This is a genomic window from Photobacterium aquae, from assembly GCF_001029445.1.
GTDB classification, from domain to species: Bacteria; Pseudomonadota; Gammaproteobacteria; order Enterobacterales; family Vibrionaceae; genus Photobacterium; species Photobacterium aquae.
Genome location: NZ_LDOT01000012.1, coordinates 1 through 25,837, shown reverse-complemented (window position 1 = coordinate 25,837; position 25,837 = coordinate 1). Strand labels below are relative to the sequence as shown.

General features: G+C 46.6%; 22 protein-coding genes. 13 read left to right on the top strand and 9 right to left on the bottom strand.

The annotated features are described in order from the left end of the window. Window positions 1-1,166 precede the first annotated feature (1,166 nt). From ABT56_RS23240 to ABT56_RS09810, 4 genes are all read left to right on the top strand, one after another. Window positions 1,167-2,642, top strand: coding sequence for a VapA family S-layer protein (locus ABT56_RS23240; protein ID WP_053062438.1), 1,476 nt, complete (start codon window positions 1,167-1,169; stop codon window positions 2,640-2,642). Between the two features lie 431 nt (window positions 2,643-3,073). Further along, a complete protein-coding gene (locus ABT56_RS09820) occupies window positions 3,074-3,475 on the top strand; it encodes a helix-turn-helix domain-containing protein (protein WP_047878696.1) in 402 nt (133 codons plus the stop codon). A gap of 427 nt (window positions 3,476-3,902) precedes the next feature. Next, window positions 3,903-5,213, top strand: coding sequence for an ABC transporter ATP-binding protein (locus ABT56_RS09815; RefSeq protein WP_084722207.1), 1,311 nt, complete (start codon window positions 3,903-3,905; stop codon window positions 5,211-5,213). Beyond that, entirely contained in the window at window positions 5,210-5,953 is a 744-nt protein-coding gene (locus tag ABT56_RS09810; RefSeq protein WP_047878695.1) for a sulfotransferase family protein, read from the top strand. The genes ABT56_RS09815 and ABT56_RS09810 overlap by 4 nt, the downstream gene beginning before the upstream one ends. A gap of 84 nt (window positions 5,954-6,037) precedes the next feature. Here ABT56_RS09810 and ABT56_RS09805 read toward each other — a convergent pair whose 3' ends face one another. Next, window positions 6,038-7,645, bottom strand: coding sequence for a sulfatase-like hydrolase/transferase (locus ABT56_RS09805; RefSeq protein WP_047878694.1), 1,608 nt, complete (start codon window positions 7,643-7,645; stop codon window positions 6,038-6,040). A 494-nt stretch (window positions 7,646-8,139) separates the two neighbouring features. Between ABT56_RS09805 and ABT56_RS09800 the strand changes: the two genes are divergently transcribed. Beyond that, entirely contained in the window at window positions 8,140-8,946 is an 807-nt protein-coding gene (locus ABT56_RS09800) for an ABC transporter permease (RefSeq protein WP_047878693.1), read from the top strand. Window positions 8,947-9,098: 152 nt separating this feature from the next. Here the strand turns inward: ABT56_RS09800 and ABT56_RS09795 are convergent, their stop codons facing one another. The 6 genes from ABT56_RS09795 to rffG all read right to left on the bottom strand — a co-directional run bounded on the left by ABT56_RS09795 (window position 9,099) and on the right by rffG (window position 15,988). Continuing rightward, window positions 9,099-11,276 carry a glycosyltransferase gene (locus tag ABT56_RS09795; protein ID WP_053062437.1) on the bottom strand — a complete coding sequence of 726 codons (2,178 nt, stop codon included), beginning with the start codon at window positions 11,274-11,276 and terminating at the stop codon, window positions 9,099-9,101. A gap of 10 nt (window positions 11,277-11,286) precedes the next feature. Continuing rightward, a complete protein-coding gene (locus ABT56_RS09790; protein WP_157037808.1) occupies window positions 11,287-12,429 on the bottom strand; it encodes a sulfotransferase family protein in 1,143 nt (380 codons plus the stop codon). Between the two features lie 51 nt (window positions 12,430-12,480). Beyond that, window positions 12,481-13,020: a dTDP-4-dehydrorhamnose 3,5-epimerase gene (gene rfbC / locus ABT56_RS09785; RefSeq protein ID WP_047878691.1), complete on the bottom strand. Its 540-nt coding sequence runs from the start codon at window positions 13,018-13,020 to the stop codon at window positions 12,481-12,483. Window positions 13,021-13,072: 52 nt separating this feature from the next. Further along, window positions 13,073-13,948 carry a dTDP-4-dehydrorhamnose reductase gene (rfbD, locus tag ABT56_RS09780; RefSeq protein WP_047878896.1) on the bottom strand — a complete coding sequence of 292 codons (876 nt, stop codon included), beginning with the start codon at window positions 13,946-13,948 and terminating at the stop codon, window positions 13,073-13,075. Window positions 13,949-14,020: 72 nt separating this feature from the next. Beyond that, entirely contained in the window at window positions 14,021-14,899 is an 879-nt protein-coding gene (gene rfbA / locus ABT56_RS09775; RefSeq protein WP_047878690.1) for a glucose-1-phosphate thymidylyltransferase RfbA, read from the bottom strand. Window positions 14,900-14,908: 9 nt separating this feature from the next. Next, window positions 14,909-15,988: a dTDP-glucose 4,6-dehydratase gene (gene rffG / locus ABT56_RS09770; protein ID WP_053062436.1), complete on the bottom strand. Its 1,080-nt coding sequence runs from the start codon at window positions 15,986-15,988 to the stop codon at window positions 14,909-14,911. A 336-nt stretch (window positions 15,989-16,324) separates the two neighbouring features. Here rffG and ABT56_RS09765 point away from each other — a divergent pair, with 336 nt between their 5' ends. The 4 genes from ABT56_RS09765 to ABT56_RS09750 are packed head-to-tail and all read left to right on the top strand — an operon-like array spanning window position 16,325 to window position 19,303. Beyond that, entirely contained in the window at window positions 16,325-16,708 is a 384-nt protein-coding gene (locus tag ABT56_RS09765) for a GtrA family protein (protein WP_047878688.1), read from the top strand. Continuing rightward, window positions 16,708-17,613: a glycosyltransferase family 2 protein gene (locus tag ABT56_RS09760; RefSeq protein ID WP_047878687.1), complete on the top strand. Its 906-nt coding sequence runs from the start codon at window positions 16,708-16,710 to the stop codon at window positions 17,611-17,613. Before ABT56_RS09765 ends, ABT56_RS09760 begins: the two co-directional genes overlap by 1 nt. Window positions 17,614-17,622: 9 nt before the next feature. Continuing rightward, the gene (locus ABT56_RS09755) at window positions 17,623-18,069 is read left to right on the top strand and encodes a hypothetical protein (RefSeq protein ID WP_047878686.1); all 447 of its coding nucleotides are present in this window, start codon (window positions 17,623-17,625) and stop codon (window positions 18,067-18,069) included. Continuing rightward, window positions 18,047-19,303: a hypothetical protein gene (locus ABT56_RS09750; protein WP_047878685.1), complete on the top strand. Its 1,257-nt coding sequence runs from the start codon at window positions 18,047-18,049 to the stop codon at window positions 19,301-19,303. The genes ABT56_RS09755 and ABT56_RS09750 overlap by 23 nt, the downstream gene beginning before the upstream one ends. Window positions 19,304-19,389: 86 nt before the next feature. Here the strand turns inward: ABT56_RS09750 and ABT56_RS09745 are convergent, their stop codons facing one another. Together ABT56_RS09745 and ABT56_RS09740 are read right to left on the bottom strand one after the other, a co-directional pair. After that, window positions 19,390-20,148: a glycosyltransferase family protein gene (locus ABT56_RS09745; RefSeq protein WP_047878684.1), complete on the bottom strand. Its 759-nt coding sequence runs from the start codon at window positions 20,146-20,148 to the stop codon at window positions 19,390-19,392. A 175-nt stretch (window positions 20,149-20,323) separates the two neighbouring features. Further along, window positions 20,324-22,234, bottom strand: a complete 1,911-nt coding sequence (locus ABT56_RS09740) for a nucleoside-diphosphate sugar epimerase/dehydratase (protein ID WP_047878895.1) — start codon at window positions 22,232-22,234, stop codon at window positions 20,324-20,326. A 608-nt stretch (window positions 22,235-22,842) separates the two neighbouring features. Here ABT56_RS09740 and ABT56_RS09735 point away from each other — a divergent pair. The 4 genes from ABT56_RS09735 (at window position 22,843) to ABT56_RS09720 (ending at window position 25,312) form a co-directional block, all read left to right on the top strand. Continuing rightward, on the top strand, window positions 22,843-23,787 hold the full coding sequence (locus ABT56_RS09735; RefSeq protein WP_240478289.1) for an NAD-dependent epimerase/dehydratase family protein: 945 nt from the start codon (window positions 22,843-22,845) through the stop codon (window positions 23,785-23,787). Beyond that, a complete protein-coding gene (locus ABT56_RS09730) occupies window positions 23,787-24,362 on the top strand; it encodes a sugar transferase (RefSeq protein ID WP_047878682.1) in 576 nt (191 codons plus the stop codon). Before ABT56_RS09735 ends, ABT56_RS09730 begins: the two co-directional genes overlap by 1 nt. 73 nt (window positions 24,363-24,435) lie before the next feature. Next, the gene (locus tag ABT56_RS09725) at window positions 24,436-24,984 is read left to right on the top strand and encodes an elongation factor P hydroxylase (RefSeq protein ID WP_047878894.1); all 549 of its coding nucleotides are present in this window, start codon (window positions 24,436-24,438) and stop codon (window positions 24,982-24,984) included. 61 nt (window positions 24,985-25,045) lie between these two features. Beyond that, window positions 25,046-25,312, top strand: coding sequence for a YfcL family protein (locus ABT56_RS09720; protein WP_047878681.1), 267 nt, complete (start codon window positions 25,046-25,048; stop codon window positions 25,310-25,312). Window positions 25,313-25,837: the final 525 nt, after the last annotated feature.

The window sequence follows — 25,837 nt, the reverse complement described above, 5'->3', positions numbered from 1 at the left end:
TCATGTTGATTAGGCATGAAACCACGTATAAGCCATAGCAATAGCTCGGTTATAGAATAGGTAGTACAGTTTGACAGGAAGCAAATAGGAAGAGTTTTGTCATGCATTCAGCATCTGATAGGGCGTAAGTGAAAGTCCGCCAGTATGTGGTGGCCTATAAGAACGACAAAGCAGTATAAATTGTGGTGGTAACACAGCCCAATCACGTTAAACCCCGCAGGGGAACTGTGAAATGACGCACATTATTACCTATAGCCATAACCATTCGACACGATACTCTGGTTGACCGGGAAGGGGCAGTTTAGGTTTTTTGATACTTAAATCTCGCTTCAAACGCTGAGGTGGTTGATATATAAACAGATGAAATAAAAAGATATTCTTGTAGAAGAGTAAGAAGTAGGCAAATGTGACCATTGACAAAAAAAATTATCAAGCGTCTGCTCAATAATCATACAGTTATGAGCTTATCGTACAAACTGCTCGGTATAAGTTATTGTCCATCATGATAGCTGCTACTTTGATGGTGGAAATATTAGGTATAAATAATTGATCGTTTGCGCCGAAGTGTTTAGCCGCCAACCATTATAACCTGCAATTATTAGGCATCTATAATTAAAAATCCCACCCACTAATTTTCAAATCGTATACACATCCTCACATTAAAATTTTGATCTAAATCACGCCAACTTACTTAGTAAAGTATGGCTAATGCGTGATGGGAATTTAATGCCTATTTAGGATGCGTCGATAATTAGTGTGTAATATGTATTACCGATTAGATCAAAATCTTATGCCGATATATATTATTTAGATTATTGTTGATTATTTTCTTATGCCGACGAGATATGCTCCATATATTTTGGTTCATGTTTTTCGGTATTAATATCTGATCTGTTTTTTTGTTCCTCTTTGCTGTCTAACTTATTGTTTTTAAGGTAATTTTTCTTTTTTGCTGAGTGTGTATTTATTTATCCATGAAATTGATGAATTCTTGTTGTGTTATTTTGATCGAGTTTTGAACGTTGACACCAAAATAAAAATAGAACAAAATTCTCAGCACTTATAAGTGGAAACGAACCCACTTTATAAGTGGAAGAATAATAACGAGCAAGGACTCCTTATTGTTTTAACCAATATTAGTGGGAATTATTCGAAGGATATATTCAATGTTTAAGAAATCAGTTGTCGCGGCAGCACTTACCCTTGGCCTAGGCCTTGCTGGTTCAGCAAATGCTTTTGATCTACCAGCAGCAGCAGACCATATCAAAGAACAGAAAGTTGCTAACCAGTCTACTCAGGCTGTTCTACAGTTCCAAATCGGTCAGGGCGATGCTACGTTCTCTGTAGAGAAAGTTCGTGAAGAGCTAGGTTTTGCAAATACTGCAGGCACTAACTACCCTGTAATTGATTCTGTAATGGTTCGCCTTGAGCTAACTGGCGGTGCTAAGTGGAACCTAGATAAGGTTACTGAAGATAAGCACATCAAGCAATTCATCACTGCAACTACAACAGCTAAAGGTGCTGCGGTAGCAACTGACATTACTGATTTTGTATTTGTTGGTGCGCCTCGTCTAGTCGCTGATAACGTTCTGATGATTCCAGTTAAGAGTCTTGATCCAAAAGCTGCTGCTGGTCAGACTTGGGGTGACGAAAAAGCTGGTGCAGTGAACCGTTTCAATGTTGATTTCGCTAAGACAGGTGTGTTTGATCTACGTCAAGCAACAGGTTCAGTACGAGCTAAGATCGGTCTACAGACAACAGACGGTTCTTTCACTGGCGAGCCAGAACTAACTAAAGTTGCGTTCCAAATGCTAGATGTGTTCACAGTAGCTGTTGATGAAAATCACATCTCTGATAACGAAGCTAAAGTTGCTAACCAGTTCAAGTCATTTGACCGTGAAGGTAAAGTATTTACTACTGCACCAGCTTTCGCAACTATCAAGAACCAGACTAGCGATCAGCCAGTAAACAAAGAAGTACTTAAGCTTAAGCTAACTGGTGATTTCTCTGATGTTACTGCTCTAAATGCTTCTTCTCAGACAACTGCTTGGTCTATCAACGCAGCTAAGACTGAAGCATATGCACGTGTTACTTCTAACCTAGAAGCGGGTGCAACAACTGTTATTGCTCTTCCAAGTCTGAAATTCTCTGGCAAGAACCCAATTCCAGTGATGGACTATGATTTCACTGCATACATGGATTCTAACGCTACTTTCAACGAGTTTTCTCGTGGTGCTGAAGGTACTTACGAAATTACTCACGACGGTTTCACGTTTGATACAGTAACTACTGGTACTACTGCTGACAACCAGATCTTCATTCGTGATATCTCTGGTAACCTTCCAAAAGCAGGTGGTTCCATCAACGTAACCGTATGGGAATACGATGCGAAAGGTAACTCTACTGAGCTAGTTAAAGGCAAAGCTCTGTCTGTTAAACTTGCTAACAAGGGTGCTGTTACTCTAACTCCTGCTCAGATTGCTAAAGATCTGAATATCGAAGTTACACCAGCATCTCAGGCTCGTTTCCTATTCGAAGTTGAAACAGAGAAAGGTGAAGCTGCAGTTAAGAAACAAGTTTCTGGTGTTGGTATCGATATCCAAACTGGTCGTAACCATTTCGACACTGCTGCAACTCTATAATTGAGTTAAAGTTAACACGTAATATAAAGGGAGCCTAATGGCTCCCTTTTTGTTTATTATTATCGTGATGACAGTATTTGTTATTGTATATAAGGCTATAATTATTTAGCTATTCCAGTATTACGCGGGTAATTAATCACTAATAGTGCTTAATGAGTCGTCTTGATTTACTGTGGTTTAATAATAAAAAGCTTGTTTCCCTACAAATTGACATAATATAAGTGTTATAGAAGCTCTTTTGAGAATAAATTAACTATAATATTCCAAATGAAAATGTAATATTTATTTTTTAATCGTATATATTACGGTTAGTCATCTTAAGTGTTAATAAAACGACCTGTAGTGTGATCTTGCTCACGTCTAATGGTATGAAATAAGACGTGAATATGATTAAATATTACATGGTGACGTATGGATAATTAATAAAAACAATGGATACTTTTGATTCAACAAATTTCCATCAATTAGCGCGTAAAGAGAAGAATGGCCAAAAGCGTATTCGTCTTTTGGCATTGGCGCATTTTAAGGATGGTAAAAACAGAACTGAAATTGCACGCTCATTGAAAGTGAGTCGTTCTAGTGTCAATAATTGGATTTCTCGTTTTTTGAAAGATGGTTTAGCTGGTTTAGAAGATAAACCACGTTCTGGCAGACCTGCTATGCTTTCATCTGATCAGCTGTCTCAGCTTAATGATTATATTGAAAAGTGGAATAGCCGTTGTGACTCAGGAAAACTGAAGGGGTGTGATCTTAACCTTTATATCAAAGAGCAGTTTGATATTGAGTTCGAACCCTCACATATTTATCGAATTATCAAGCAGTTAAATAGTTAATCGGATGGGGCGTAGCTCTATATCTTCAACGGTGGTAACGGTTGTTGTAGGTGTGATTCTATTGGGCTCAAATAAGTCAATTCTAATTAGAAAATAATGCGGTTGTGTGTCTAGATTACCAATAAGTAATTTGATTCATAAAATTAAAATAACGTATTCTATTTAATGCCAATTGATTCCTTTTCGGTATTTATTTTTGTGCATAACCTCCCTTTGACATTTATAAAATCTAGTTTGGAATAAATCCTATTGATTTTTGATTTTTGATTTTGTTGTTGATGGTGAATTTGAATAAATGTAATGATAGAAAAACAGCAATAGAAGAGTGTGCAACTTGTTTGCAGTGCAGGTTATTTCACACTCTACTTTTCATTATTTCTAAAGGTTAGGGGATTATCCATTGGTTCAAAATCAGTGGTAGAGATTTATGGAACAAGTTATTCAAGTTAGTCAGGTATCAAAGTCGTTCCTGATGTATCAAAATCCGTTGCAATTGCTCAAGGCTCATTTGTTTTCTTCTCGTGAGGAGTGCCAATATTTTCAGGCATTGACTAATGTTAATTTTGTAGCAAAAAAAGGTGAGACGATTGGCATCGTCGGCCACAATGGTTCAGGAAAATCGACCCTGCTACAGATAATTTGTGGCGTTATGCAGGCTACCGCCGGAGAAGTGAATGTATCAGGCCGTGTTGCTGCATTATTAGAATTGGGTTCGGGTTTTAATCCAGAATTTACCGGGCGTGAAAATATTTATTTCAATGCGGCATTACTAGGATTATCGACCGAAGAAATTGATGCGCGTTTCGATGATATTATTGCCTTTGCCAATATTGGTGAGTTCCTCGAGCGTCCAGTCAAAACCTATTCAAGCGGCATGATGTTGCGCTTGGCATTTTCAGTTGTGATTAATACAGACCCTGATGTATTGATTATCGATGAGGCGTTGGCGGTAGGGGATGACGCTTTCCAGCGTAAGTGTCATGCGAGGCTGCGCCAACTACAGGCGAATGGCGTTACGCTTTTGTTTGTATCGCATTCGGCGGGGCAGGTTATTGAGCTTTGTGATCGGGCTATTCTGCTTGATCGCGGCGAAGTGCTGATGGAAGGCAAACCGAAGGAAGTGGTTCACAACTACCATAAGCTCTTGCATATGGAAGGTGACGACCGACAGGTTTTCAGGGCGCAACTGCTCTGTGGCCAAACACCCCAGATTGAAGCCGTGGCCGAAAGCCAGCAGCCGTCGGATGATAGCGGCGCGTTTGATTCGGCGCTAACGCCGACGTCTACGGTATGGTATCAGTCTAATGGTGCTTTTATTGAAGAGCCCCATGTTCGTAATTTGAATAACCAGCGGGTCAACTTGCTGGAAGCCGGCCATAGCTATGACTATTGCTTCAAAGTGCACTTTGATCGCGAGGCGTTTGAAGTCGGTTTTGGCATGCTGATCAAAACCGTGTCAGGGGTGGAGCTGTCCGGTGCGACCACGACCAAAAACCATCAAAAGCGCATTCCTTATGTGTCTGCTGGGCAGACTGTTGAGGTGAGATTCCGGTTTAAGTGCCAATTGCGCAACGGTACTTACTTTATGAATTGCGGCTGTTCTGCATTGGTAAACGGCGAGCGTAAGTTTTTACATCGTGGGGTTGATTCTGCAATGTTTAGCGTCGTTCAGGAAAATCCAGATGCGACAGGTGTTGTCGATTTGGGTATTGAACTGCATACCGAGTTGGCCTCATGAAACGCGTTAACCTATTTATAGTCGGGGGGCAGAAATGCGGTACGACGGCTTTAGCCAGTTTTCTACAGCAGCATCCGGATATTTGTCTTGTTGATGGTAAAGAGGCGCATATCTTTGATTTTATGCCTGTTGAACAGCGGTGCGAGCAGACGTTGGATCAGGCATATGGTCAATTGACGAGCCATTACCAAGGGGAGAGATACCTTTGTGATGCCACGCCGATATATAGCTACTGGCAGGATATCCACGGGGATTTGGTTGAGTACTCGCCTGATGCCAAAATTATCTTTATGCTGCGGGATCCGGTCGAACGGGCTGTTTCGCAGTATCAGATGGAATATGGTCGCGGTACCGAGGACAAGGGCATCATTGAGGCTTTTATCAGTGAATCCTATCGGTTAAAGAGAGCTCAGGGTGACAGGAGCCAGCACTCATCGTGGCGGTTGCATTCGTATATTGACCGTGGTTTTTTCTCTCATCAGTATGACAATTTGCTGAAGCATTTCGCACCAGAGCAAATACTGCTGATTCATAATCAGTCATTGCGTAAATATCATGACAAGACCCTTGAGAAAGTGTTCGACTTTCTTGAGCTGCCAAATTGTAAAATACCTGAAAAGACCGTATTTTCAGGTAAATATAGTGAGACAGGCCCAACAGTAAAGTTGGCGAAGTTGATTGCTCATTGGCGGTTGCATCAGGAGCGTGAATTCGTCAAGCAGTTTGAAATCATTGACTGACCGAGGGCCTGGCTAGGCGACTAGCCAAGCCCTTGTTGTTTATTATTGCGGATGCTCTGAAGGCCATTGCCGGTAGGGCGAAGGTTACTGTTGGTTGCACTGGAAATTTTCAATCGGTGCTATTTTGTTATCCGCTGTCGCGTAGATGTTCAGGATGTCGACCAATGCCAGAGTAATATCGCAGTGCTCTTGGTGGCGGTCTTGGGTTTCTCCTGCATCTTCGCGCAAATTATACAGTTCCAGCTTAACACTGTTATTGCCATAGACAGCCCAGGTTGTGGTATCGGGGGTTGGCTCTAGTCGGACTAACTTCCAATCCCCTTGCCTGACTGCCTGTAGGGTATGTGCTTTCTCGTAGAGCGGTTCTTCAGACTTGTCATAATGGTGTTGCCAATATAGATGGGGAAGAGGCTCCACGCGCTCCCGGTCAAGCACCGGAACAATAGAGCGGTTCAGCGGTTCGCCAGTTGCTAGCTCCAGAATCGTGTCTTTGAGCTGGTACTGGGCAAAAGGGGTTTCCTCAACCCCGGCGCGGATACCGTTATAGTACATAATGGTAGGAACCCTGATCCCCCCTTCGTAAATGGTCCATTTTCCGTCTCGGAGTTCGCCGGAAGAGCGGAAAAATTCGAAGTCATTCATTCCTCCAGCCAAATGAGCACCATTGTCGCTGCTAATAATCACCAAGGTTTTATCCGCAATACCGAGTGCTTCGAGTTCATCAATGACCATACCGACATGCTGGTCTAATCGCGTGATCATGCCAGCTAGTTCAGCGCGGGGCTCATCGACATGGCGGAAGAATATATGGTTGCCGGTCCAAGGCGTTTCCGGAAAGATACTTTTACCGTTCTGCTGGTAGAGTTTTTTTGTGTCTGGGTGAGAAACCAATTCGGCATGGGGGAGCGTTGAGGATATTAGCATGAAGAACTTGTTGTCTTTGACAGTACGCAAATGGGCAATCGCCTCGTCCATGATCACATCGGGCAGGTATTGATCTGGGGTGGTTTTGTAGCGTTTTACTTCGTCGCCGATCAGTTGGAATAGATCTTGGCGTACACCCTCATAGTAGGGGTGATAGGGGGTGGATTCTTCAGGTGTTTGTGGGCTGTCATGATAATGGACATGCGCATCGCGGTGCTGCATAAAGCCTACGAAAGTGGTAAACCCGGCATCTGCGGGTCCGTTGATAAACTCCTCTGGCAGCTTGCGGATCATATCGTCTTGAGTCATGTTGGAGCACAGCGGGTAAGTATCCCGGATAAATTGTGCGGCGCTGTCATCGGCATGGGACATGCCCCATTTGCCGAAGATAGAGGTGTCATAGCCCCGGGCTTTGAGAACATCAGCAATGGTTTCTTCTTCGCCAAACATATCGACAGGGTTTTTCCAGTTGCTTTCGCCGGTATGTAAACCTGTGAGCAGGCTGTTTCGAGCTGGCGGGCAGTAAGCTGCAGATGAGTAGAACTGGGTAAAGCGAATACCTCTGGTGGCGAGGTCATCCATTCTTGGGGTCTGTATCAGTTGTTGTCCATAGGCACCGACCTGACCAAAGCCCAAATCATCAGCATAGATGATAATGATATTTTCAATTTGTGTTTTGGCTGTTGCTCGGGAGCTGGGATTTTCTTGTTCTTGGCAAGCGCAGAGCAGAAATAATGACACGACAAAAAATGACAACTTAAACGGCATAATTTAATCCTCATTTGTGTCATTTGATCTTAGGATGATGCCGTAAATGCGGTGTTTTAATATTGAGATAGCAGGCTTAGTTATTAAAATTGATAACAATAAAGTACTTACATTTCGTTAACAACGGTGTGATTTTAAAATAGAATTTTTTATATGCATGTATCTGGTCAACATTGAGCTTTGCCTACTTATCTGTGCATTTGCGTTTGTGTTGCACTACATCAAGATAGTCGAGGCCAAGACATTTCTCGGCATACCGGATCCGTTGGGAGCGATTCAGTACAATTATTTCAGAGTCAGATGCCGTTTAAAGGGAAAATCTATACCCTCAGACTGTTACCTAGAATGGGATATGCTGTCGCACTGAATCTGGCACCTTGAGGTAACTGGGGTATCACCTTGTGGGGGTAGCGTGATCTTGTTAAAATTCGCCGCTTACTGATAGGTGACGCTGCATGCGCTAGCCTGGTTAATAAATATTGGGAACGTTGCAGATGTTAACGAACTATAACTTTCTATCCCCGCTGTTACAGCACAAAGGCTTGATTTGGACGATGGCAAAGCGTGATCTTGCCATGCGTTACAAAGGCTCTGTGATGGGAATGCTGTGGACGTTTTTCAACCCATTGCTGATGTTGGCAATTTATACATTCGTATTTCAGTATGTATTTCGTTCGAAATGGGGTATGGAAGGGGAGATGAAAACGGGTTTTGCCATCATTTTGTTTTCTGGCCTTATTTTGCATATGTGGTTGACGGAAGTCTTTAGCCGTTCTGTATCCCTGATGTCATCCAATGCCAATTTTGTTAAAAAGATCGTCTTTCCGTTAGAAGTTTTCCCGTGGGTCGTTCTGCTTTCCGCAAGCTTCCAGTTTGCAATTGCATCCTTGGTGCTGGTTGGGTTCATGGTTGTTGAAGGCGCAAGCTTCACGATGAGTATGTTGCTGGCTCCTATCACCGTGGCACCGCTGGCCCTGTTGTTGCTCGGTTCGTCTTATCTGTTTTCGGCGCTAGGGGTGTTTGTGAAGGATCTCGAACAGTTTATTGGTTCTTTCGTCACAATCTTGCTCTTTACCAGTACGGTATTTTTCTCCCTTGATAATGTTCCTGCCATTATCCAGCCATTTATCAAGCTTAACCCGTTGACCATTCCCGTAGAGGCATTCCGTGGCGCAGTCATTTGGGGTCATGTCGACAACTGGTTTGAAGTTGGTATTTATACGGTAGTGAGTATTCTTTTCACATTGGTCAGTTATGCATTCTTCAAGAAAGTGAAAACCATCTTTCCTGATGTTATGTGATGATAGAAAAGAATTTGCTGCCGTTGTCGAGAGTCCTAACAAGCTAGAAAGGCCTGTTGCTGGCTACGGTGGTATGAACCACTCATCACTTTATTACCGACAATAAAAAACGAGGAGGCCATCAGGCCTCCTCGTTTTTGTTAGGGTATGGACTATTTCATTAGTTCATGGATTGGTCGCTTTGATAGCATGCGCTTCACTTTTCTTTGCAGTGATACAGGCACCATACGGGCGAGTTTGGCAACAACCGGGTGGCCACGCAGTTTGATCAAGTAACGCAGGATCTGTTCATTTCGCTCTAGCTGATGTTCGATGTCTGATGTTAGGAACTGCTTTAGCAGTGAATCAGGCATTGAGATTGGCGAGGCTGGTTTGTCGACAGCTTTGATATCTTGTAGGTAGCTGTTGAGATAGAACGCAGGCTCAGCTTGGTATGCCCCATCTTTGCAGGCATTGAACTCAGCGCGGCCCTGCTTTAGTTGTGACCAGAACTCACACCATGCTTCCGTCGACTGCTGCCACGGCGCAATAATGGCACGCTTGCAGTTTACTAGTCGCTCTGGGAAGGCACCGATATCCGGCGCGACAATAACAGCATCGCACTGTAGGGCAGAGCTTAGAGTATAACAGTAGGTTTCGGGCCATTGGGCCGGGAACCAGATTACATCCGGATTGATCTCGTTAATCAGCGAGACAAGATCGTTATTGTCATAAGCGCCGTGCGTGATAACAGCGTCCAGTTCACGGAAGGCATAGCCCATTAAATGGAACTCGATGTCCTTTTGAGGGATCTGTTTGGCGACATCCTCAAGAACGACGGCCCCTTTTTCCATGCTCAACGCGCCCAGAACGACGACTTTAAGTGGCTGGCTGCTATCGGCTGTTTTCGGCGCGTACTTATCTGTGAGTAGAGCGTCTCTTTCGGTATCAAGGTGCCATGCGGCGATCCCGTTTGGCAACGAGTAGAAGCGATTGTAGATATCCAATGTCGAACGCGATGGGAAAATAACACGCTGGGCATTTTCCAAGAAACGGGCCTGGCTCTTTTGCCATACGTCAACAGATACATGAAGAGGGTAGCGTTCTGCGCATTGCTGCTCGAAATCGGTATCTTCCAAGCAGAAACGGCCATCGACATTGGTCAGGGTCGGGTTGCCGTTGATGAAATAGAAATCATGAACCGTGACATCGTAAGCGCAATCCAGATCATGGTGCAGGTTAAGCACCTTTTCCGATACACCCATAATGTGATGGTAGTGCACTAGGCTCACATTCATTGCTTTCAGCACGCAAACGAGCTCAGCAAATTGCGCCTCGTTAGAGAAGTACATCAAGTCGTTGCACTTGGTGCCTGTCTTGAATGTCAGCTTCACAATGCTGTCACTGATAGGTTGCAGCAATAAGGTTATCAACTCGTCAGCATAATATGACTCGAGCTCATCGATATGATGAATAACCCCACCGCCCATACCGTGGGCAACCATGACGACTTTTTTGCGCTTGTCGTCAGCAATGATAGACATCAATGCCTTGATCCGTGCTAGCTTGGCAGGATCATCGGCAATAAACGCCATGACATCCGGTTGGTAGTTAGGGTGAAGATCATTGAGGATCACCAGTGCTCTTTCTTTGCGAGGATCTTGCTCGGCCGCGAAGCTTACCCCGCCTTTGTGGTAAGCAAATACATTGAGCTGGTGGGTATTGAGCCAGCCCTTTTTGATGGCGCGCTGGCACCAATCATTTTCTTCGCCGTAGCCTTTGCCGAAGGTTTCAACATCAAACAGGCCAACATCGTCAAGGCATTTGCGCTTGATGTACATGCAGAAACCGACACCCGTCGGAACAGAGACGTAGTTTTGTTCCAGCTGAAGCTGGCTGAAATGTTGATCTAGCTGATCAACGCTAAGCCCTAGCAATAGTTCGTTGTCTTCACAGAAGTTAGGGAAGCTACAGATAGTGGCATTGTTGGAAAACGGCGTCACGCTACCGATGGTGTCATCGGCGTAGGCTCCCTCGCGGATGCGCTCGAGCCAGTTGGAGTTTGCTACTTCGACATCGCTGTTTAGCAATAAAACGTCATTGTCTTGGTTCAGTGACATACCGAAATTCACGGTAGCGACGAACCCCAAATTATCCTTATTTTCATGAAGTGCGTAGTTATATGCTGTTGAGTTGTCACGCAGCCACTGTGTCAGTTCCGGCTCTGGAGAGCAGTCATTGATAACGACAAGGTTGGCCCACGTTGGCAAGGATCGCGCAGCGGTGACGATACAATCTCTTGTCTCATCAAGCCCCCGATACACAGGAATAATAACATCAACGTTATTCATTAAATTCTACTCACTTATAAAAAATTTTAGCTATGTTCTTAATTGGCCACTTGTCTAGCAGTATCTGCTGAGTGTCTAGTTGTTCTTGCTGAGCGGCAGTGGTTTCCGACAGAGACTCAATTTGAGCTTTCAAGTCTCGGGTCTCTTGCTCGTAATAGGCTAATCCGGCATCCTTTTCTGCGATAACATCGTGGCAGTGGCTGGTGTACTGGCCATTTTCTTCGATGGTATGGTTCAGCTCTTGGATCTTGGCGTCCCGCTCGCGAATAACACTGATGGCATAGTCGTGCATCTCGCCGACCTCTATCGATTTGGCAATCGCGAGGTTAAGGCGGCTGAACGACTCCGTCATATTGGCGATAAATAGCGGGTTGGCCGCGATATTATCAAGTAATCCTTGCCATTCTGTCTGCCACTGGATGTCATCAAGCGGCGCTTCTGCTGCAGCAATGCGCTGATTTAGGCTATCGACAGAAAGCGGTGGCTGTACCGATGTATGCCGGGATATTTTCGGCTCGACAAATTGTGCCGCCGAGCAGGATAGAGATATCGTTAGTTCAGCAAAGATCTGGTTGATTACCGCCACTGTGTCTTGCATTAAATGACGATGCTCAACCCAGATACGAGCCAGATTTTGGCTATGCTCCACGGCCGCGATCGTATAGTACTCCCATAAATACTGAGAGTGTAGGGGGGTCATTTGGTCTCTGGTTTTCAATGAACGAGAAACCTGCGAACAATCCCGATTCATAACGACGGCGCAGGCTGTGTCGCCGATTTCATTGATAACATCGAGCCAAATCGGCAATAGCAATGACAATCGCGGATCTTTGAGGCCGCAATAATGGTGCTCGGCAAACTGCTCTGACTTTAGCAAGCCCACCATCCGCTGCTTGAGAGACTCATTGAGTTGGTAGTTACCTAACCTGTGATGTAAATCGAAACACGAGAACCAGCTTTGGCCCAGTTCTGTGAGAATTTCCTCATTGATCGCCACCAACTCTCGGTTTTCAAAAAATCCTTTTTGATTGACAGCTTCAATGTCTTGAATGAAATCGTCACCAAAGCAAACTCCCTGAGCATCAAGCTCACCAGAGAGGGCACTGGTACCGCTACGGTGCATTCCTAGCACCAACAACCATGTTTTACTCAAACTATTTCTCTCATACCGCGGAAGATAGGGGCCTAACGTTGTCAGGGCAAGTTACAGGCAAGGGCTATCGTTCAATGTCAGTGCTGCTTCGTCTTTAGCAGACAAAGAAGGTTCGCCGTCGAGCGGCCACTCAATCGCCAGTTGTGGGTCGTTCCAAGCAATTGAGTGCTCGGCAGATGGATTGTAGTAATCAGTACACTTGTAGACGAACTCTGCTTCTTCGCTTGTCACATAGAAACCGTGAGCAAAGCCTTCAGGAACCCATAGCTGGCGCTTGTTCTCGGCAGAAAGCAGTACGCCAACCCACTGGCCAAATGTTGGCGAGCCTTTGCGTACATCAACCGCAACGTCATACACTTCGCCTGATACGACGCGAACCAGTTTGCCCTGAGTGTTCTCGGTCTGGTAATGCAGGCCGCGTAGGATCCCTTTCTTCGATTTCGAATGGTTGTCCTGTACAAAGGTACGCTCTGCTACCAGTTGGCAGAATTTTTCCTGCTGCCAAGTTTCCATGAAGAAACCACGCTCGTCACCAAAAACAGCGGGTTCGATAATCTTAACGTCCGCAATGGCGGTATCGATAACTTTCATCGTCTATTCTCTTTGCAAAGGCGCCCGGGCAGAGCCGAGCGCAGTCAATCTATCAGATGCCGTAAGGGCGAATATCCGTCAGGGCTTTTTGCCAATCGCAGGCGTCGATGCCAAATTCCGCCCCGATCTTGTCCATCGATAGGCGCGAATTGGCTGGGCGCTTGGCGGGGGTCGGGTAGTCTGCGGTGGTGATGCTGTTCAGTGCCGGAATATGCTCAAGTACGCCTTGCGCTTTGGCGGCATCGAAAATGTAGCTGGCAAATTCAAACCAGCTCACGCTAGGCAGGCCAGCGTAATGGTAGATCCCCCAGGCCACATCGGTGCCCGCCTTGTAGCGCTCGGCAATGGCGATCAGGGTCGCGGCGATATCGCCGGCATAGGTCGGGCCGCCAAACTGGTCACCGACAATTCCCAGTTGGTTGCGGTCGCGGCCAAGGCGGATCATTGTTTTGACAAAGTTGTTGCCGGTTTCGCCGAACACCCAAGCGGTACGCAGGATAATATGGCGTGGACAGGTCGCGACAACGGCCTGCTCGCCAGCCAGCTTGCTCTCGCCGTAGACGCCTTGCGGCGCGGTCAGATCGGTTTCGCTGTAAACCCCGTCCTTGTCGCCAGAGAATACGTAGTCGGTTGAAATATGCAGGATTGCCGCCCCTACCTGCTCGGCAGCACGAGCCAAGTACAGCGGGCCGTCGCGGTTGATTTGGTAAGACAGCTCAACCTCTTCTTCGGCACGGTCCACCGCGGTATGGGCCGCGGCGTTGATGATGGCATCAGGCTTGAATGCAGTTACTGCATCCAATACGGCCTGCTCGTCGGTAATATCAATCTGGTCGCGGTCAACAGCCATCAGCTCGGCTTTGCCGGTCAGCTGTTTTACCAGCAGGCTGCCCACCTGCCCGTTGCAACCGGTAATGAGTACTTTCAGCATTCGGAAACCCTTTGTTGTTTGGTCACGCACCGCGGGGTTAGTTGGCCGCGATGCGTGTTGTCGCGTTATTTACACCGGGCGTTTCTCGGCGGACAATGCCAGCAGGTAGCGGCCGTATTCGTTCTTTAGCATTGGCTGGGCTTTCTCAATCAGTTGCTCGTTGGTCATCCAGCCATTGCGCCATGCCACTTCTTCAAGGCAGGCGACTTTGAGGCCCTGAACGTTCTCGATGGTCTGAACAAACGACGACGCCTCGTGCAGGCTTTCATGGGTGCCGGTATCCAGCCATGCGAAGCCGCGGCCGAGCAGCTCGACGTTCAGTGAGCCGTCTTCAAGGTACATCTGGTTGATGCTGGTGATTTCAAGCTCGCCGCGCTCAGAAGGCTTAACGCGCTTGGCAAAATCGACCACCCGGTTATCGTAGAAATACAGGCCGGTGACCGCATAGTTTGACTTGGGTACGGTTGGCTTTTCTTCAATCGATACGGCTTTCATTTCGCTGTCGAACTCGACGACGCCGAAACGCTCGGGATCTTTCACCTGGTAGCCGAACACGGTCGCGCCGTGTTCGCGCTCTGCGGCATTGCGCAGGGTGCGGGAGAACGACTGGCCGTAGAAGATATTGTCGCCGAGGATCAGGCAGCAGCTGTCATCGCCGATGAACTCCTCGCCGATAATGAAGGCCTGAGCGAGGCCGTCCGGACTCGGCTGGATCGCATACTGCAGGTTGATCCCGAAATCAGAGCCGTCGCCCAGCAGGCGGGTGAAGGACTCGTTGTCTTCCGGCGTGGTGATAACCAGTACATCGCGGATCCCCGCCAGCATAAGGGTAGCCAGCGGGTAGTAAATCATCGGCTTGTCGTAAACGGGCAATAGCTGCTTTGATACGCCGCGCGTGATCGGGTACAGGCGGGTACCTGACCCGCCAGCAAGAATAATACCTTTCATGTTGTGTCCTTAGCCTTGGTTGCCCTGTTGGTTGCTGCCCAAACGTTCCATGCTGTACGAACCGTCAAGAACGCGGCTCCACCATGTTTTGTTGTTTAGGTACCATTGCACGGTTTTGCGGATCCCCGTTTCGAATGTCTCTTGCGGCAGCCAGCCCAGCTCTTTGCCAATCTTGGTGGCATCAATCGCGTAGCGGACATCATGCCCTGGGCGGTCGGTCACATAGGTGATCAAATCTTCGTAGCGTGCAACGCCTTGGGGTTTGTTCGGCACCAGCTCTTCAAGTAGGGTGCAGATGGTCTTCACCACCTCGATATTGGCTTTCTCGTTGTGGCCGCCGATGTTGTAGGTCTCGCCGATCTCGCCTTTGGTCACTACGGTGTACAGGGCGCGGGCGTGGTCTTCAACAAACAGCCAGTCGCGGATCTGCATGCCGTCGCCATATACCGGCAGCGCCTTGCCGTCCAGCGCATTGAGGATCATCAGCGGGATCAGTTTTTCAGGGAAATGGAACGGGCCGTAGTTGTTCGAGCAGTTGGTCACCACGGTCGGCAAGCCGTAGGTACGCAGCCATGCGCGCACCAGGTGGTCGCTCGATGCTTTTGATGCCGAGTACGGGCTGCTCGGAGCATACGATGTGGTTTCGGTGAACAGATCGTCGGTACCTTCCAGATCGCCGTAGACCTCATCGGTAGAAATATGGTGGAAGCGGAAGGCCTCTTTGGCTGGCGCGTCCAGTTGGTCCCAGTATGAGCGAGTGGCTTCCAGCAGGGTGTAAGTCCCCACGATATTGGTTTCAATAAACGCAGCAGGCCCGTCAATAGAGCGGTCTACGTGGCTTTCGGCGGCCAGGTGCATCACCACATCCGGCTTGTGCTCGGCGAACACGCGGTCAAGTGCAATGCGGTCACAAATATCAACTTGTTCAAAGGCATAGCGTTCGTGGTTTTCAACACTAGTCAGTGACTCCAAGTTACCTGCATAGGTCAGCTTGTCGACGTTAACAACTGAATCTGTAGTATTTTCAATGATATGACGCACAACAGCCGAGCCAATGAAGCCCGCACCACCAGTTATCAAAATCTTCAAAATATAAGCCCTAAATGATTAAAAAAACGCCATCTCGAGATGGGGGATTTCACTAAAAAAATTACTATAATTATAACAAAATTGGGAAATAATTTAAGGGCAATCTTGGATGAGAGGGGGTATATTACGCGATATCTATCACGATAAGCATTGGGTTTTATAACTAATCTGCTTTATGCTATATCATTGTAAAAAAACGATATTTAACTAATCATCTTTGAGAATGAGTCGCTTCTGCCCTCTCTAATAACATGCCAGGATAGATTGGCTCATACCCTTAGGGGATGATGGGGTTTTGGGGTAGAATCAGCTCCCTTCAATCAAGCGAACTAAAAAATGCACATATCATCCTCCAGTAAATCGATAGAAACACTTTTCAGGCGGTATATTTCTGTTGGAGTCGTCAATACACTTATCCATTGGTTGGTATTTTATATCGCACTAAGTATTGGTTTTGACCAAGGAATCTCGAATTTAACCGCTTTTGCCGTTGCTGTGACTTTCTCATTTGTGGTTAATGCAAAATATACGTTCAGTCGGGATCCTTCATTTGTAAAGTATTTAATTTATACAAGTTTTATGGGCCTGATGGCGCTGACTATTGGTTATGTTGGGGAGAGGGTTCAACTTCCTGCCATTGTTACGCTCATTACGTTTTCTGCTATTAGTCTAGTAATGGGCTTTATCTTCTCTAAATTTGTTGTCTTTAAGGAATCATAATGAAAATTTCACTCGTTGTGCCTGTATTTAATGAAGAGGAAGCCATTCCTATTTTTTATCGTACAGTGCGAGAGACGTTAAAAGACGAGTTGGTTGAAATCATTTTCGTTGATGATGGTAGCTCAGACAACACGGCTAAGTTGATCTACGAGCTTGCCGCGCAAGATGATTTGGTCAAGCCATTGTCATTCACCCGTAACTTTGGCAAAGAGCCTGCGTTATTCGCCGGTCTAGAGCATGCCGAAGGGGACGCCATTATCCCAATCGACGTTGATCTCCAAGATCCGATCGAGGTTATTCCTGAGTTGATTGCCAAATGGCAGGAAGGGGCCGACGTGGTCCTTGCCAAGCGCGTTGACCGCTCGTCCGACAGCTACCTAAAGCGTAAAACGGCCGAATGGTTCTACCGTTTCCACAATAAGATCAGCAAGACCAAGATTGAAGAAAACGTTGGTGATTTCCGCCTGATGTCACGCGACGTGGTAGAAAATATCAAGCAGCTGACAGAAACCAACCTGTTCATGAAAGGGGTACTGTCATGGGCCAGCAACAATGTGGCCATTGTGGAGTATACCCGTGCCGAGCGTGTTGCCGGTGACACCAAGTTCAACGGCTGGAAATTGTGGAACCTTGCTCTTGAAGGGATCACCAGTTTCTCGACCCTGCCGCTCCGAGTGTGGACGTACATTGGATTTGCCATTGCGGCGTTGTCATTCAGCTATGGCTTTTGGATGATTATCGACAAGCTTATCTGGGGCAACGAGGTGGCGGGTTATCCTTCCCTTCTGGTTTCAATTCTATTTCTTGGTGGCGTACAGCTTATCGGTATTGGTGTGCTTGGTGAATATGTCGGCCGAATTTATATGGAAACTAAGCGCCGCCCGAAATATATCCTTAAGAAATAAAGGCTTTATATGAGCAGTAAGTCTGTTAATTATTTTTTCATGGGAATGGTTGTCATATCGGTATTGTTTGCGCTGCTTGCATTTAAAACATGGAATCCGAGCAAGGAATATGACCTTCAGCCAGACAAAGCATTAACCCATTTTCATGTGGACCAATGCCAGTTTGTCAAAAACAGGGTAACGGTTTCCGGCTGGGCATTGGTAGGTGGTGAGAAGCATATCAAAACCGATGTTTACCTTGAGCAGGAAGACGGTAAATATACCAAGATGTTTACCCGGCATACCTCGCGCCCCGATGTGAGTAGCTATTTTGATTCTGGCAATCTGTATGATTTATCCGGGTTCAAGGCGGCGCAGCGAGTGAATAGCATGCCATCAAATACGGCATTGAAGATTAAAATTGTGTCTAAAATTACCAACGGAGATGTTTACAGTGCATCATATATTTGCGAATAACAAAGGGAAATTAGCCGCCCTTTTTGTGATCGTACTGTACTTGTTAGGTATCGGGCTCAATGTCAAGCTGTTGAACTGGGGGGATGATGCTTTCTTTACCGGCGTTCTCCACGGGACAAACCTTATTGATTGGGGGCTGGATCGATATGTAAGCTGGTCAGGACGGATCATTATTGATGCGCTAATGGTATCCACCATCAATAGCCCTATAGTGTGGACATTGTTGCTTCCGGCCTCTATTTTGCTGGCATCATACTCCATGGCCAAAATTGCCTTCAAAACCGTCAATGTGTATTGGGTCATGTTGGCAATGATGCTGATTGCGATCATACCACCGCTGATTAGCTCCGAGGCGATTATTTGGGTAACCGGTTTTTATAATTACCTGCTACCCTTGTCTTTGGCTATCTTTACCGTTTCTGTGATGCTTGATGAGAAAAGCTGCGGGGCGAGCAAATTGTTCGCTTTGCTTGCGATTTTCATTTTCTCTTACCAAGAGCAGGTTGTGATTATCTTTATCATCACGGCAGTATTGCTGTTGATTCAGTCATATAATCATTTCAAACTGTTGGGTTTGTTGCTGTCGCTGGCGAATGCTGCGGTGTTGTTCATGGCACCAGGCAATTACAATCGGCTTTCAACCGAAGTATGGCGTTGGTATCCGCAATATATGGATTACGGCTTTGTAGAAAAAGTCATGCTTGGCTACGACAAGCTCTACCAAGCCTTTACCATGCCGCATAACTGGCCGCTGCTTGTCTTCCTTGCGTTGGCCGTCTGCCTGACGGCAACCAAGAAAAATATTGCCGTGGCAGAGAAGGTGTCAATGTCAGTGATTGTGGCGTTTATCGTGTTTTCGCTGCTTCACCTACAGACATTCCCATACCAGCCAAACTCGAGCATTATTTCGTTCTATCGAGGTGAGATTAACCCGGATGTCATCGTAAGAAGCCATATGTATATCTGCTATGCATTTGTTCTTGTCACGATGAGCTCGGTGCTGACCTTGCTGGTGGGTTTGCTCAACGGTAGCCGTAACATTGTCGGTGCGATTATCGTAACGCTGTTCGCGGCAATGAGTATCGTTATGATTGGTTTCTCGCCAACGGTTTACGCCTCAACGTGGCGGGTCGATTTTGTGTTTGAAGTGATGCTTATTATGGGGACGCTGTTCCTTCTAAATGAGATGATCGAAAAATACAACCTCACCCAGAGCACGCGCGAAGCCCAGTAGCGTGAGCGTCAAACGCCAGATCCTGATTTGAATACAGGTCATGAATAGAAACAGCCCCTGCAAGTCGTGCTTGCAGGGGTTGTTTTTTAACGTGTTGTCAGCGTCGATAAATGGTAGGTCAGGTAGCTTTTGACGTACCACCAGAAATGTTTGGAGAAGATCTTCCGGTTGGCATAGGCCCCTTTGTGAACTGCTTTGATATCGGGCAGATAGGTCAGCCGGTAGTTGTGGTTATGGGCCCGTTTGCAAATATCGACATCCTCAAAATACATAAAGTATTTCTTATCGAAACCACCCAGACTCTCAAAAACGGTGATATCAAAGAGCAGGAATGAACCGGCCGCCCAATCAACATCGCAAGGGGCATCGATCGCCGCTTTGTTGTAGGCATCTGAGCGTTTCTTTCGGCTTATCAAACCTTTGAATGGGCCGCTAAGTAGGGGAAATGACTTGATTGATAGCTCAGGAATGCTGAACGCATCGTCATGGAACAGGTTGATGGTATAGATATCCGAACCTAGACGGCGGGCATGGCTCTCAAGTTGCGACAGGGCGGCCAATGTGATGGTGATATCAGGGTTCATCACCAGAAAGTAATCCTCCTCGTTAATCGTAGCGGTGCGCTTAACGTACTCGAATACGTAGTTGTTGTTCTCGCCAAATCCAAGCTGATGATGCTCGTCAAGCAGGAGAATATTGCAGCGTTTGGCAAACTCGGTTAGCGCCGCGCTCGCTTTGGTGTTCGATTTGATAATAACCGTATATGTTAGGGCAATAGTCACCAGCTCTTTATTGCGAACAAGGAGTTCATCATGGTTATGGTTGATTATGCTGATGTAAATCATAGGGCTGATTGTTCTGTCGCTTAGTGGATAAAGTGCCGAGTTGACCGTGCAAGTATTTGCAATGTGCTAGTTTGTCAGCCCGCGCAATGACTCTGGCGGGTAACCAGAATCATATACGAAGGCACGGTTATCGGTAAGATGTTGTTGTATGTTTATACTGCCGAATTTACCGTTTTTAATGCAGCGTCTGGCAGGGCTGAACCGTGGTAATTGCAGGGGGCTGGGTGGGTGTATACCCGGTATGGGCCGTCAGCAGTACCAACTTAATCGCCTCAAGGTCGAAATTGTGGCACAAGGTGTCCAGCTCTCCCAGCAGTATTTCCATCTCGGCCCAGCTGAGTCTGTCGTCTTTGGCGGTCATGATCGAAGGGTGGGCGGTTCCGGTCACGTCTTCGCCGATCAGCAACTCCTCATAGAGCTTCTCGCCGGGGCGCAATCCCGAAAATTCAATTTCTATGCTATTGTCGAGCGGCGTACCTTCCGGATCGAACGGCTCCTTGCCCATCAGGCGGATCATCCGCTTGGCCAGATCGAGAATTTTGACCGGCTGGCCCATGTCCAGCACGAAAACCTGCCCGTTATGGGCCATTGCCCCGGCCTGAATCACTAGCTGCGCCGCCTCGGGGATCAGCATGAAGTAGCGGATGATATCTGGGTGGGTCACGGTAATTGGGCCGCCTTGGCGAATTTGCTCTTTGAACAAGGGCACAACCGAACCGGAAGAGCCCAGCACGTTACCAAAGCGAACCATCGTAAATGTCGTCTCGTCTTGGCGCTCGGCCAATGCCTGAAGGATCAGCTCGGCCATGCGCTTGCTGGCCCCCATGACATTAGTAGGGCGAACCGCTTTGTCGGTTGAGATCAGGGTGAAGTTTTTCACCTTGGCGGCAATCGCCGCTTCTGCGGCCGAGAAGGTGCCGAACACATTGTTACGGATACCCTCGACAATATTGTCTTCAACCAGCGGAACATGTTTGTAGGCTGCCGCGTGGTATACCGTTTCGACCTCATGGTGGGTCATGAGGTATTGCACTCGGTTCTGGCGCTGTACGCTGCCCAGTGCGGCGACAATCTTGGTGTTGAGCTTCATCGAGGTCTTGATCGCTTGGATCTCGCGCTCGATCGTATACAGGTTATATTCGTTGAGCTCGAACAGCACTAAGGTTGAAGGCTGTTGTTTGATTATCTGGCGGCACAGTTCCGAACCAATTGAACCGCCAGCACCGGTCACCATCACAGACTTGTTAGTAATATGGCGGGTAAGCAACTCTTCGATCGGCTCTACCGGGGTACGGCCAAGCAAATCCCCAATACTCAGATCCTTGATTTCATCGAGACGCGCCTGACCGGCGGCAATATCCTCGATAGAAGGCACCGATTGGATTGCAATCGGGTAGGCGGCACATTTCTCGATCAGCTGGTGGCGCTTTTCTTTGGAAATATTGTTAATCGCCAGCAGTAGTTTTACCGGCTCGTAGAGCGACTGTAGTTTGGCATAATCAGAACTGTGATGTACCCGTAATCCGGAAATGATCTGGTCGACTTTGTTCGGGTCGTCGTCGAGAATTACCACCGGGTGGTATTCATTGCCGTTGATCAGCGAGTAGGCCAGTTGGCGGCCTGTTGATCCCGCCCCATAGATGAACACATTGGGTTTCTTGCGGCGATGATAATGATAGTAGACGGTACGAATTAGAATCCGAGGCCCGCCGAGGATCAAAAAGGCAATTCCGGCATAGATAAACGGTACGCTTCGCGGTACGAACGACTGGAAGAAGAAACCGCACAGCGAAAGTACAAAAGCCGAAATCATGATCGCCGCGAAGATGTGGCCCAGAGCAGGGATCATCATATAACGCAGTACTGCTCGGTATAGTCCGAACCGCATGAAGGCGAAGATCGAAATGGCAATGGTGACGATCGCACTGAAAACTTCAGGAAGATTAAGATCGAATGTCCAAGTGTCGAGGCGGATCACTACCGCAAGATATAAAGACAGCGTTAGAGCCGCTACATCGTAGGTAATGGTGATCATTCTTTTCTGTTTGCGCTCTGCTTGAAGAAGCAGTTTTAATGGTGTGAACATAAATAAATGGCCGAACTTTACGAGTGGAGTAGCTATTAACACCAATTTTTTCATAAATTTACTGCCAGAATTAATGTGACAAAATAGTAAGCTCCAATAAATAAAATCGAGCTGCAATATAATTCTTAGCAATAAAATGCTGTTGTGCGATTTAAATATGATGTTTATCGTTATTGCGAATAATTCTCATAGGTTAATATGGATATTCTAAGGGAATATAGTTCAAATTGCGAATAAAAATGCCAATGTTGATTGTATTTCATGCATTGTTTTTTGTTCTTTGATGTCCAATTTAACTTACATTATAAGTTTATAGTAGCATTTTCTTAATTGCTTTTTTTTGAACGAAATCTAATATAAATATTATTTATCAGTTGCTTACTTGTCAGTGGTTATAAATATTTGCCGATTTTCATGATTTTGTTTTTACTTGTGATTAAGGTATTTATTGGCTGTAATTATATGCGTTTATGTGAATCTTATATATTACATGTGGTTATTAACTGTTTTCTTGAAAGTTTTCATGGGTATAGGTTTATAATTAGCTGTACAGTAATGGTTGTAGAGTATAATAATGCTCGTTAAGTTATTAATTTCGGTATATAAGTTTGGCGAAAAAAATTTTAGTTACTGGTAGTAATGGGTTTGTCGGCCGCCGTCTGGCAGTGGCCCTGCAGGCACAAGGCCACCATGTTACGGGGACAGTCCGATCTCGTCCCTCCAATAATCAACTATTATGTGATTTTTCCGGCGAAAATGACTATAGCCAGATCGTTGAGGGGCAAGATTGGATCGTCCACTGTGCCGCGCGCGTTCACCAGATGCAAGATACGGCCAGCGATCCTGTGGCTGCTTTTGCCAAGGTCAATACCGATGCCACGCTTTCGTTGGCGCAGGCGGCGGCCAATGCGGGCGTAAAGCGGTTTGTTTTTGTTAGTACTGCTAAAGTGTGTGGTGAGAGCTCTCAAATAGGTTGTCCGTTGCGCGAAGATATTGCCAATGAAACCCCTGATGATCCCTACGCTATCAGCAAGAAGGCGGCTGAAATAGGTCTGCGCAAGCTGGCCGAGCAAACGGGCATGGAGGTTGTGGTGATCCGGCCGCCACTGGTCTATGGGCCGGGTGTCAAAGCCAATTTCGCCGCCTTGATGAACTGGGTCGGAAAGGGGCTCCCGCTGCCGTTGGGGGCGGTAGATAATAGCCGCAGTTTTATCTTTATCGATAACTTGATAGATGTCATCTGCCTGAGCCTTACCCACCATGCGGCCGCCAACCGTACCTTCCTTGTTTCTGATGACGATGATGTATCAACCACCGACCTGCTCAAGCAACTCGCTGTTGCAATGGGCAAACCCTCTCGCCTTATACCCGTGCCGCCGTCGTGGTTGCTTGGGGCAACTCGCCTGTTGGGTCGGCCCCAAATCGGCGAACGCCTATGCGGCTCTTTACAATTGGATATCAGACAGGTAAAAGAAGCACTCAATTGGACCCCGCCATTTACAATGCAGCAGGGGCTAGAGCAAATGATGTCTGAAATTAGTGAGAAGTCGTAATGAATAGTGGCCTAGTGCGTATGTTGGATTGGACAATGGCGTTGTGTGGTTTGATTGTCCTGTCGCCGGTAATGGTCATTGTTTGGATATTGGGATACAAGGAAACCGGCGCTCCGGTTTTTGTTCAAGAGCGTGTCGGTAGATTGCAGCGTCCGTTCAACCTCTATAAGTTCCGCACCATGCATCCGTCCACCGCCTCGGTGGCAACCCACATGGTCGATGCCAACGCTGTGACCCCGCTCGGTCAGTTTTTACGTAAAACCAAGATTGACGAGTTGCCGCAGCTGGTTAACGTGCTAAAGGGCGAAATGAGCCTTGTTGGGCCACGCCCGTGTTTGTTTAACCAGCAGGAGCTGATCGACGAACGCGAGCAGCGCGGTGTCAACCAAGTGCTGCCGGGGATCACCGGGCTGGCACAGATCAACGGTGTCGACATGTCTCAGCCGCGCCAGCTGGCAGAGCTAGACAAAGAAATGATCACGACCTTCAACCTCAAGGCCTATTTCGGCTATATCTTGCAAACCGCCATTGGTCGTGGTGCCGGTGACCGAATCAAACACCACAATAATAAATAAAGCCTGCTCCCCATGCGTGAGTCGGCGTAGCAAAAACCAGCCTAAAGAAAGTAGCTCAATGCAACCTAGCTTAATTGAACACAGTAACCATGATTTGATGGCCATATTTAATGGCTGTTTCCTTGCCAGCTTCAATACTGAGCTGGTACTTGGCGGCGACGAGCCGATTTATCTCCCTGCTGATGCCGAACATCCCCATCACCGTGTTGTTTTTGCCCGTGGCTATTTTGCCTCGGCGCTGCATGAAATAGCCCACTGGTGTATTGCCGGAGCCGAGCGCCGTTTGCTTGAGGACTATGGCTATTGGTACGAGCCCGATGGTCGTAGCGAACAGGTACAGGCCGAGTTCGAAAAGGTCGAGGTAAAACCACAGGCCGTAGAGTGGATACTGGCGGCAAGCTGTGGTTTTCGCTTTCAGGTGAGCTGTGATAATCTGAGCGGCAGCTGCCAACCTGACCGCGTCGGTTTTACCAACAAGGTACGAGAGCAGGTATTACGTTATTTAGCCGAGGGAATGCCGCAAAGGGCGAAGATCCTGTCTGATGTGTTGCGCGAGCATTATGGTATTGCACCGCTGCAACCTGCTGATTTTCCCGCTATGGCACCCATTGATGCCATCTAGATGCCGGGCACCTATAGCATCCTATTTGATAGCAAATTGAACTGAATAAGCTGAGAAAACCATGATCCATCAATACGAAGAAACACTACTTACCTTGATTGACCAGATGGTTGAAACCGCATCTGATGACGAACTGTTTGCGGGTGGCTACCTGCGCGGGCATATCTCGTTGTCGGCCGCCAACTGCGAGCGTGATGGCGAAAATACGGTAACGGCGATGAATGAACGAGTGGAAAGCAGCTTGTCTGAAGCGCAGTCGGAGCTGAATCCGGCAGACCAACAAATTGTGAAGAACCTTTGGCACCATTTGGTGCATTTAGTGTCATAGTTAAAGAAAAGGCATCCGATGGATGCCTTTTTTATGTTTGCTTAATTTTCACTCTTTTACACTAAATTTTCAGCTGTTAATAATCTTGAGAAAAAATGTTTTAAATTTAGTGAATGTGATAAAAAATCGTTTCTAGTTTTAGTTGTTTGAACTAATGTATTTACGTTTATAGTCAGAGGCTTTGGCAAAAACAATGAGAGGTAGTGAAAGCACGAGAAGACCAATACTGTATTCTAGTGCATTATTAGCAAGTAATTGATAGCTGCTAATAATAAATATAGTTATAGTTAACAATAAGTTAGCTGTATGAAGAATAGGGTGCTTAACAGAAAAATGCGCATATGCCCTAAACATAAATCGTACCTCATGAAAGCTTCGTCAATTTACTGACGGTATTTAGAATTTATAGGCTGGTTTGCTAGTGGAATTATTCCATTATTAATAGGTATATTAGCTTAAAAATTGCTTATATAAAGCTGTATTTTTATTTAAGTGGTAAATTAATGTGCGAGGTGCGAGGTGCGA

Excerpts from the sequence above, each read along its gene's own strand:
- ABT56_RS23240 (WP_053062438.1), top strand. The coding sequence starts at position 1,167 with ATGTTTAAGAAATCAGTTGTCGCGGCAGCACTTACCCTTGGCCTAGGC.
- ABT56_RS09820 (WP_047878696.1), top strand. The coding sequence starts at position 3,074 with ATGGATACTTTTGATTCAACAAATTTCCATCAATTAGCGCGTAAAGAG.
- ABT56_RS09815 (WP_084722207.1), top strand. The coding sequence starts at position 3,903 with ATGGAACAAGTTATTCAAGTTAGTCAGGTATCAAAGTCGTTCCTGATG.
- ABT56_RS09810 (WP_047878695.1), top strand. The coding sequence starts at position 5,210 with ATGAAACGCGTTAACCTATTTATAGTCGGGGGGCAGAAATGCGGTACG.
- ABT56_RS09805 (WP_047878694.1), bottom strand. The coding sequence starts at position 7,645 with ATGCCGTTTAAGTTGTCATTTTTTGTCGTGTCATTATTTCTGCTCTGC.
- ABT56_RS09800 (WP_047878693.1), top strand. The coding sequence starts at position 8,140 with ATGTTAACGAACTATAACTTTCTATCCCCGCTGTTACAGCACAAAGGC.
- ABT56_RS09795 (WP_053062437.1), bottom strand. The coding sequence starts at position 11,276 with ATGAATAACGTTGATGTTATTATTCCTGTGTATCGGGGGCTTGATGAG.
- rfbC (WP_047878691.1), bottom strand. The coding sequence starts at position 13,020 with ATGAAAGTTATCGATACCGCCATTGCGGACGTTAAGATTATCGAACCC.
- rfbA (WP_047878690.1), bottom strand. The coding sequence starts at position 14,899 with ATGAAAGGTATTATTCTTGCTGGCGGGTCAGGTACCCGCCTGTACCCG.
- ABT56_RS09765 (WP_047878688.1), top strand. The coding sequence starts at position 16,325 with ATGCACATATCATCCTCCAGTAAATCGATAGAAACACTTTTCAGGCGG.
- ABT56_RS09760 (WP_047878687.1), top strand. The coding sequence starts at position 16,708 with ATGAAAATTTCACTCGTTGTGCCTGTATTTAATGAAGAGGAAGCCATT.
- ABT56_RS09755 (WP_047878686.1), top strand. The coding sequence starts at position 17,623 with ATGAGCAGTAAGTCTGTTAATTATTTTTTCATGGGAATGGTTGTCATA.
- ABT56_RS09745 (WP_047878684.1), bottom strand. The coding sequence starts at position 20,148 with ATGATTTACATCAGCATAATCAACCATAACCATGATGAACTCCTTGTT.
- ABT56_RS09740 (WP_047878895.1), bottom strand. The coding sequence starts at position 22,234 with ATGTTCACACCATTAAAACTGCTTCTTCAAGCAGAGCGCAAACAGAAA.
- ABT56_RS09730 (WP_047878682.1), top strand. The coding sequence starts at position 23,787 with ATGAATAGTGGCCTAGTGCGTATGTTGGATTGGACAATGGCGTTGTGT.
- ABT56_RS09720 (WP_047878681.1), top strand. The coding sequence starts at position 25,046 with ATGATCCATCAATACGAAGAAACACTACTTACCTTGATTGACCAGATG.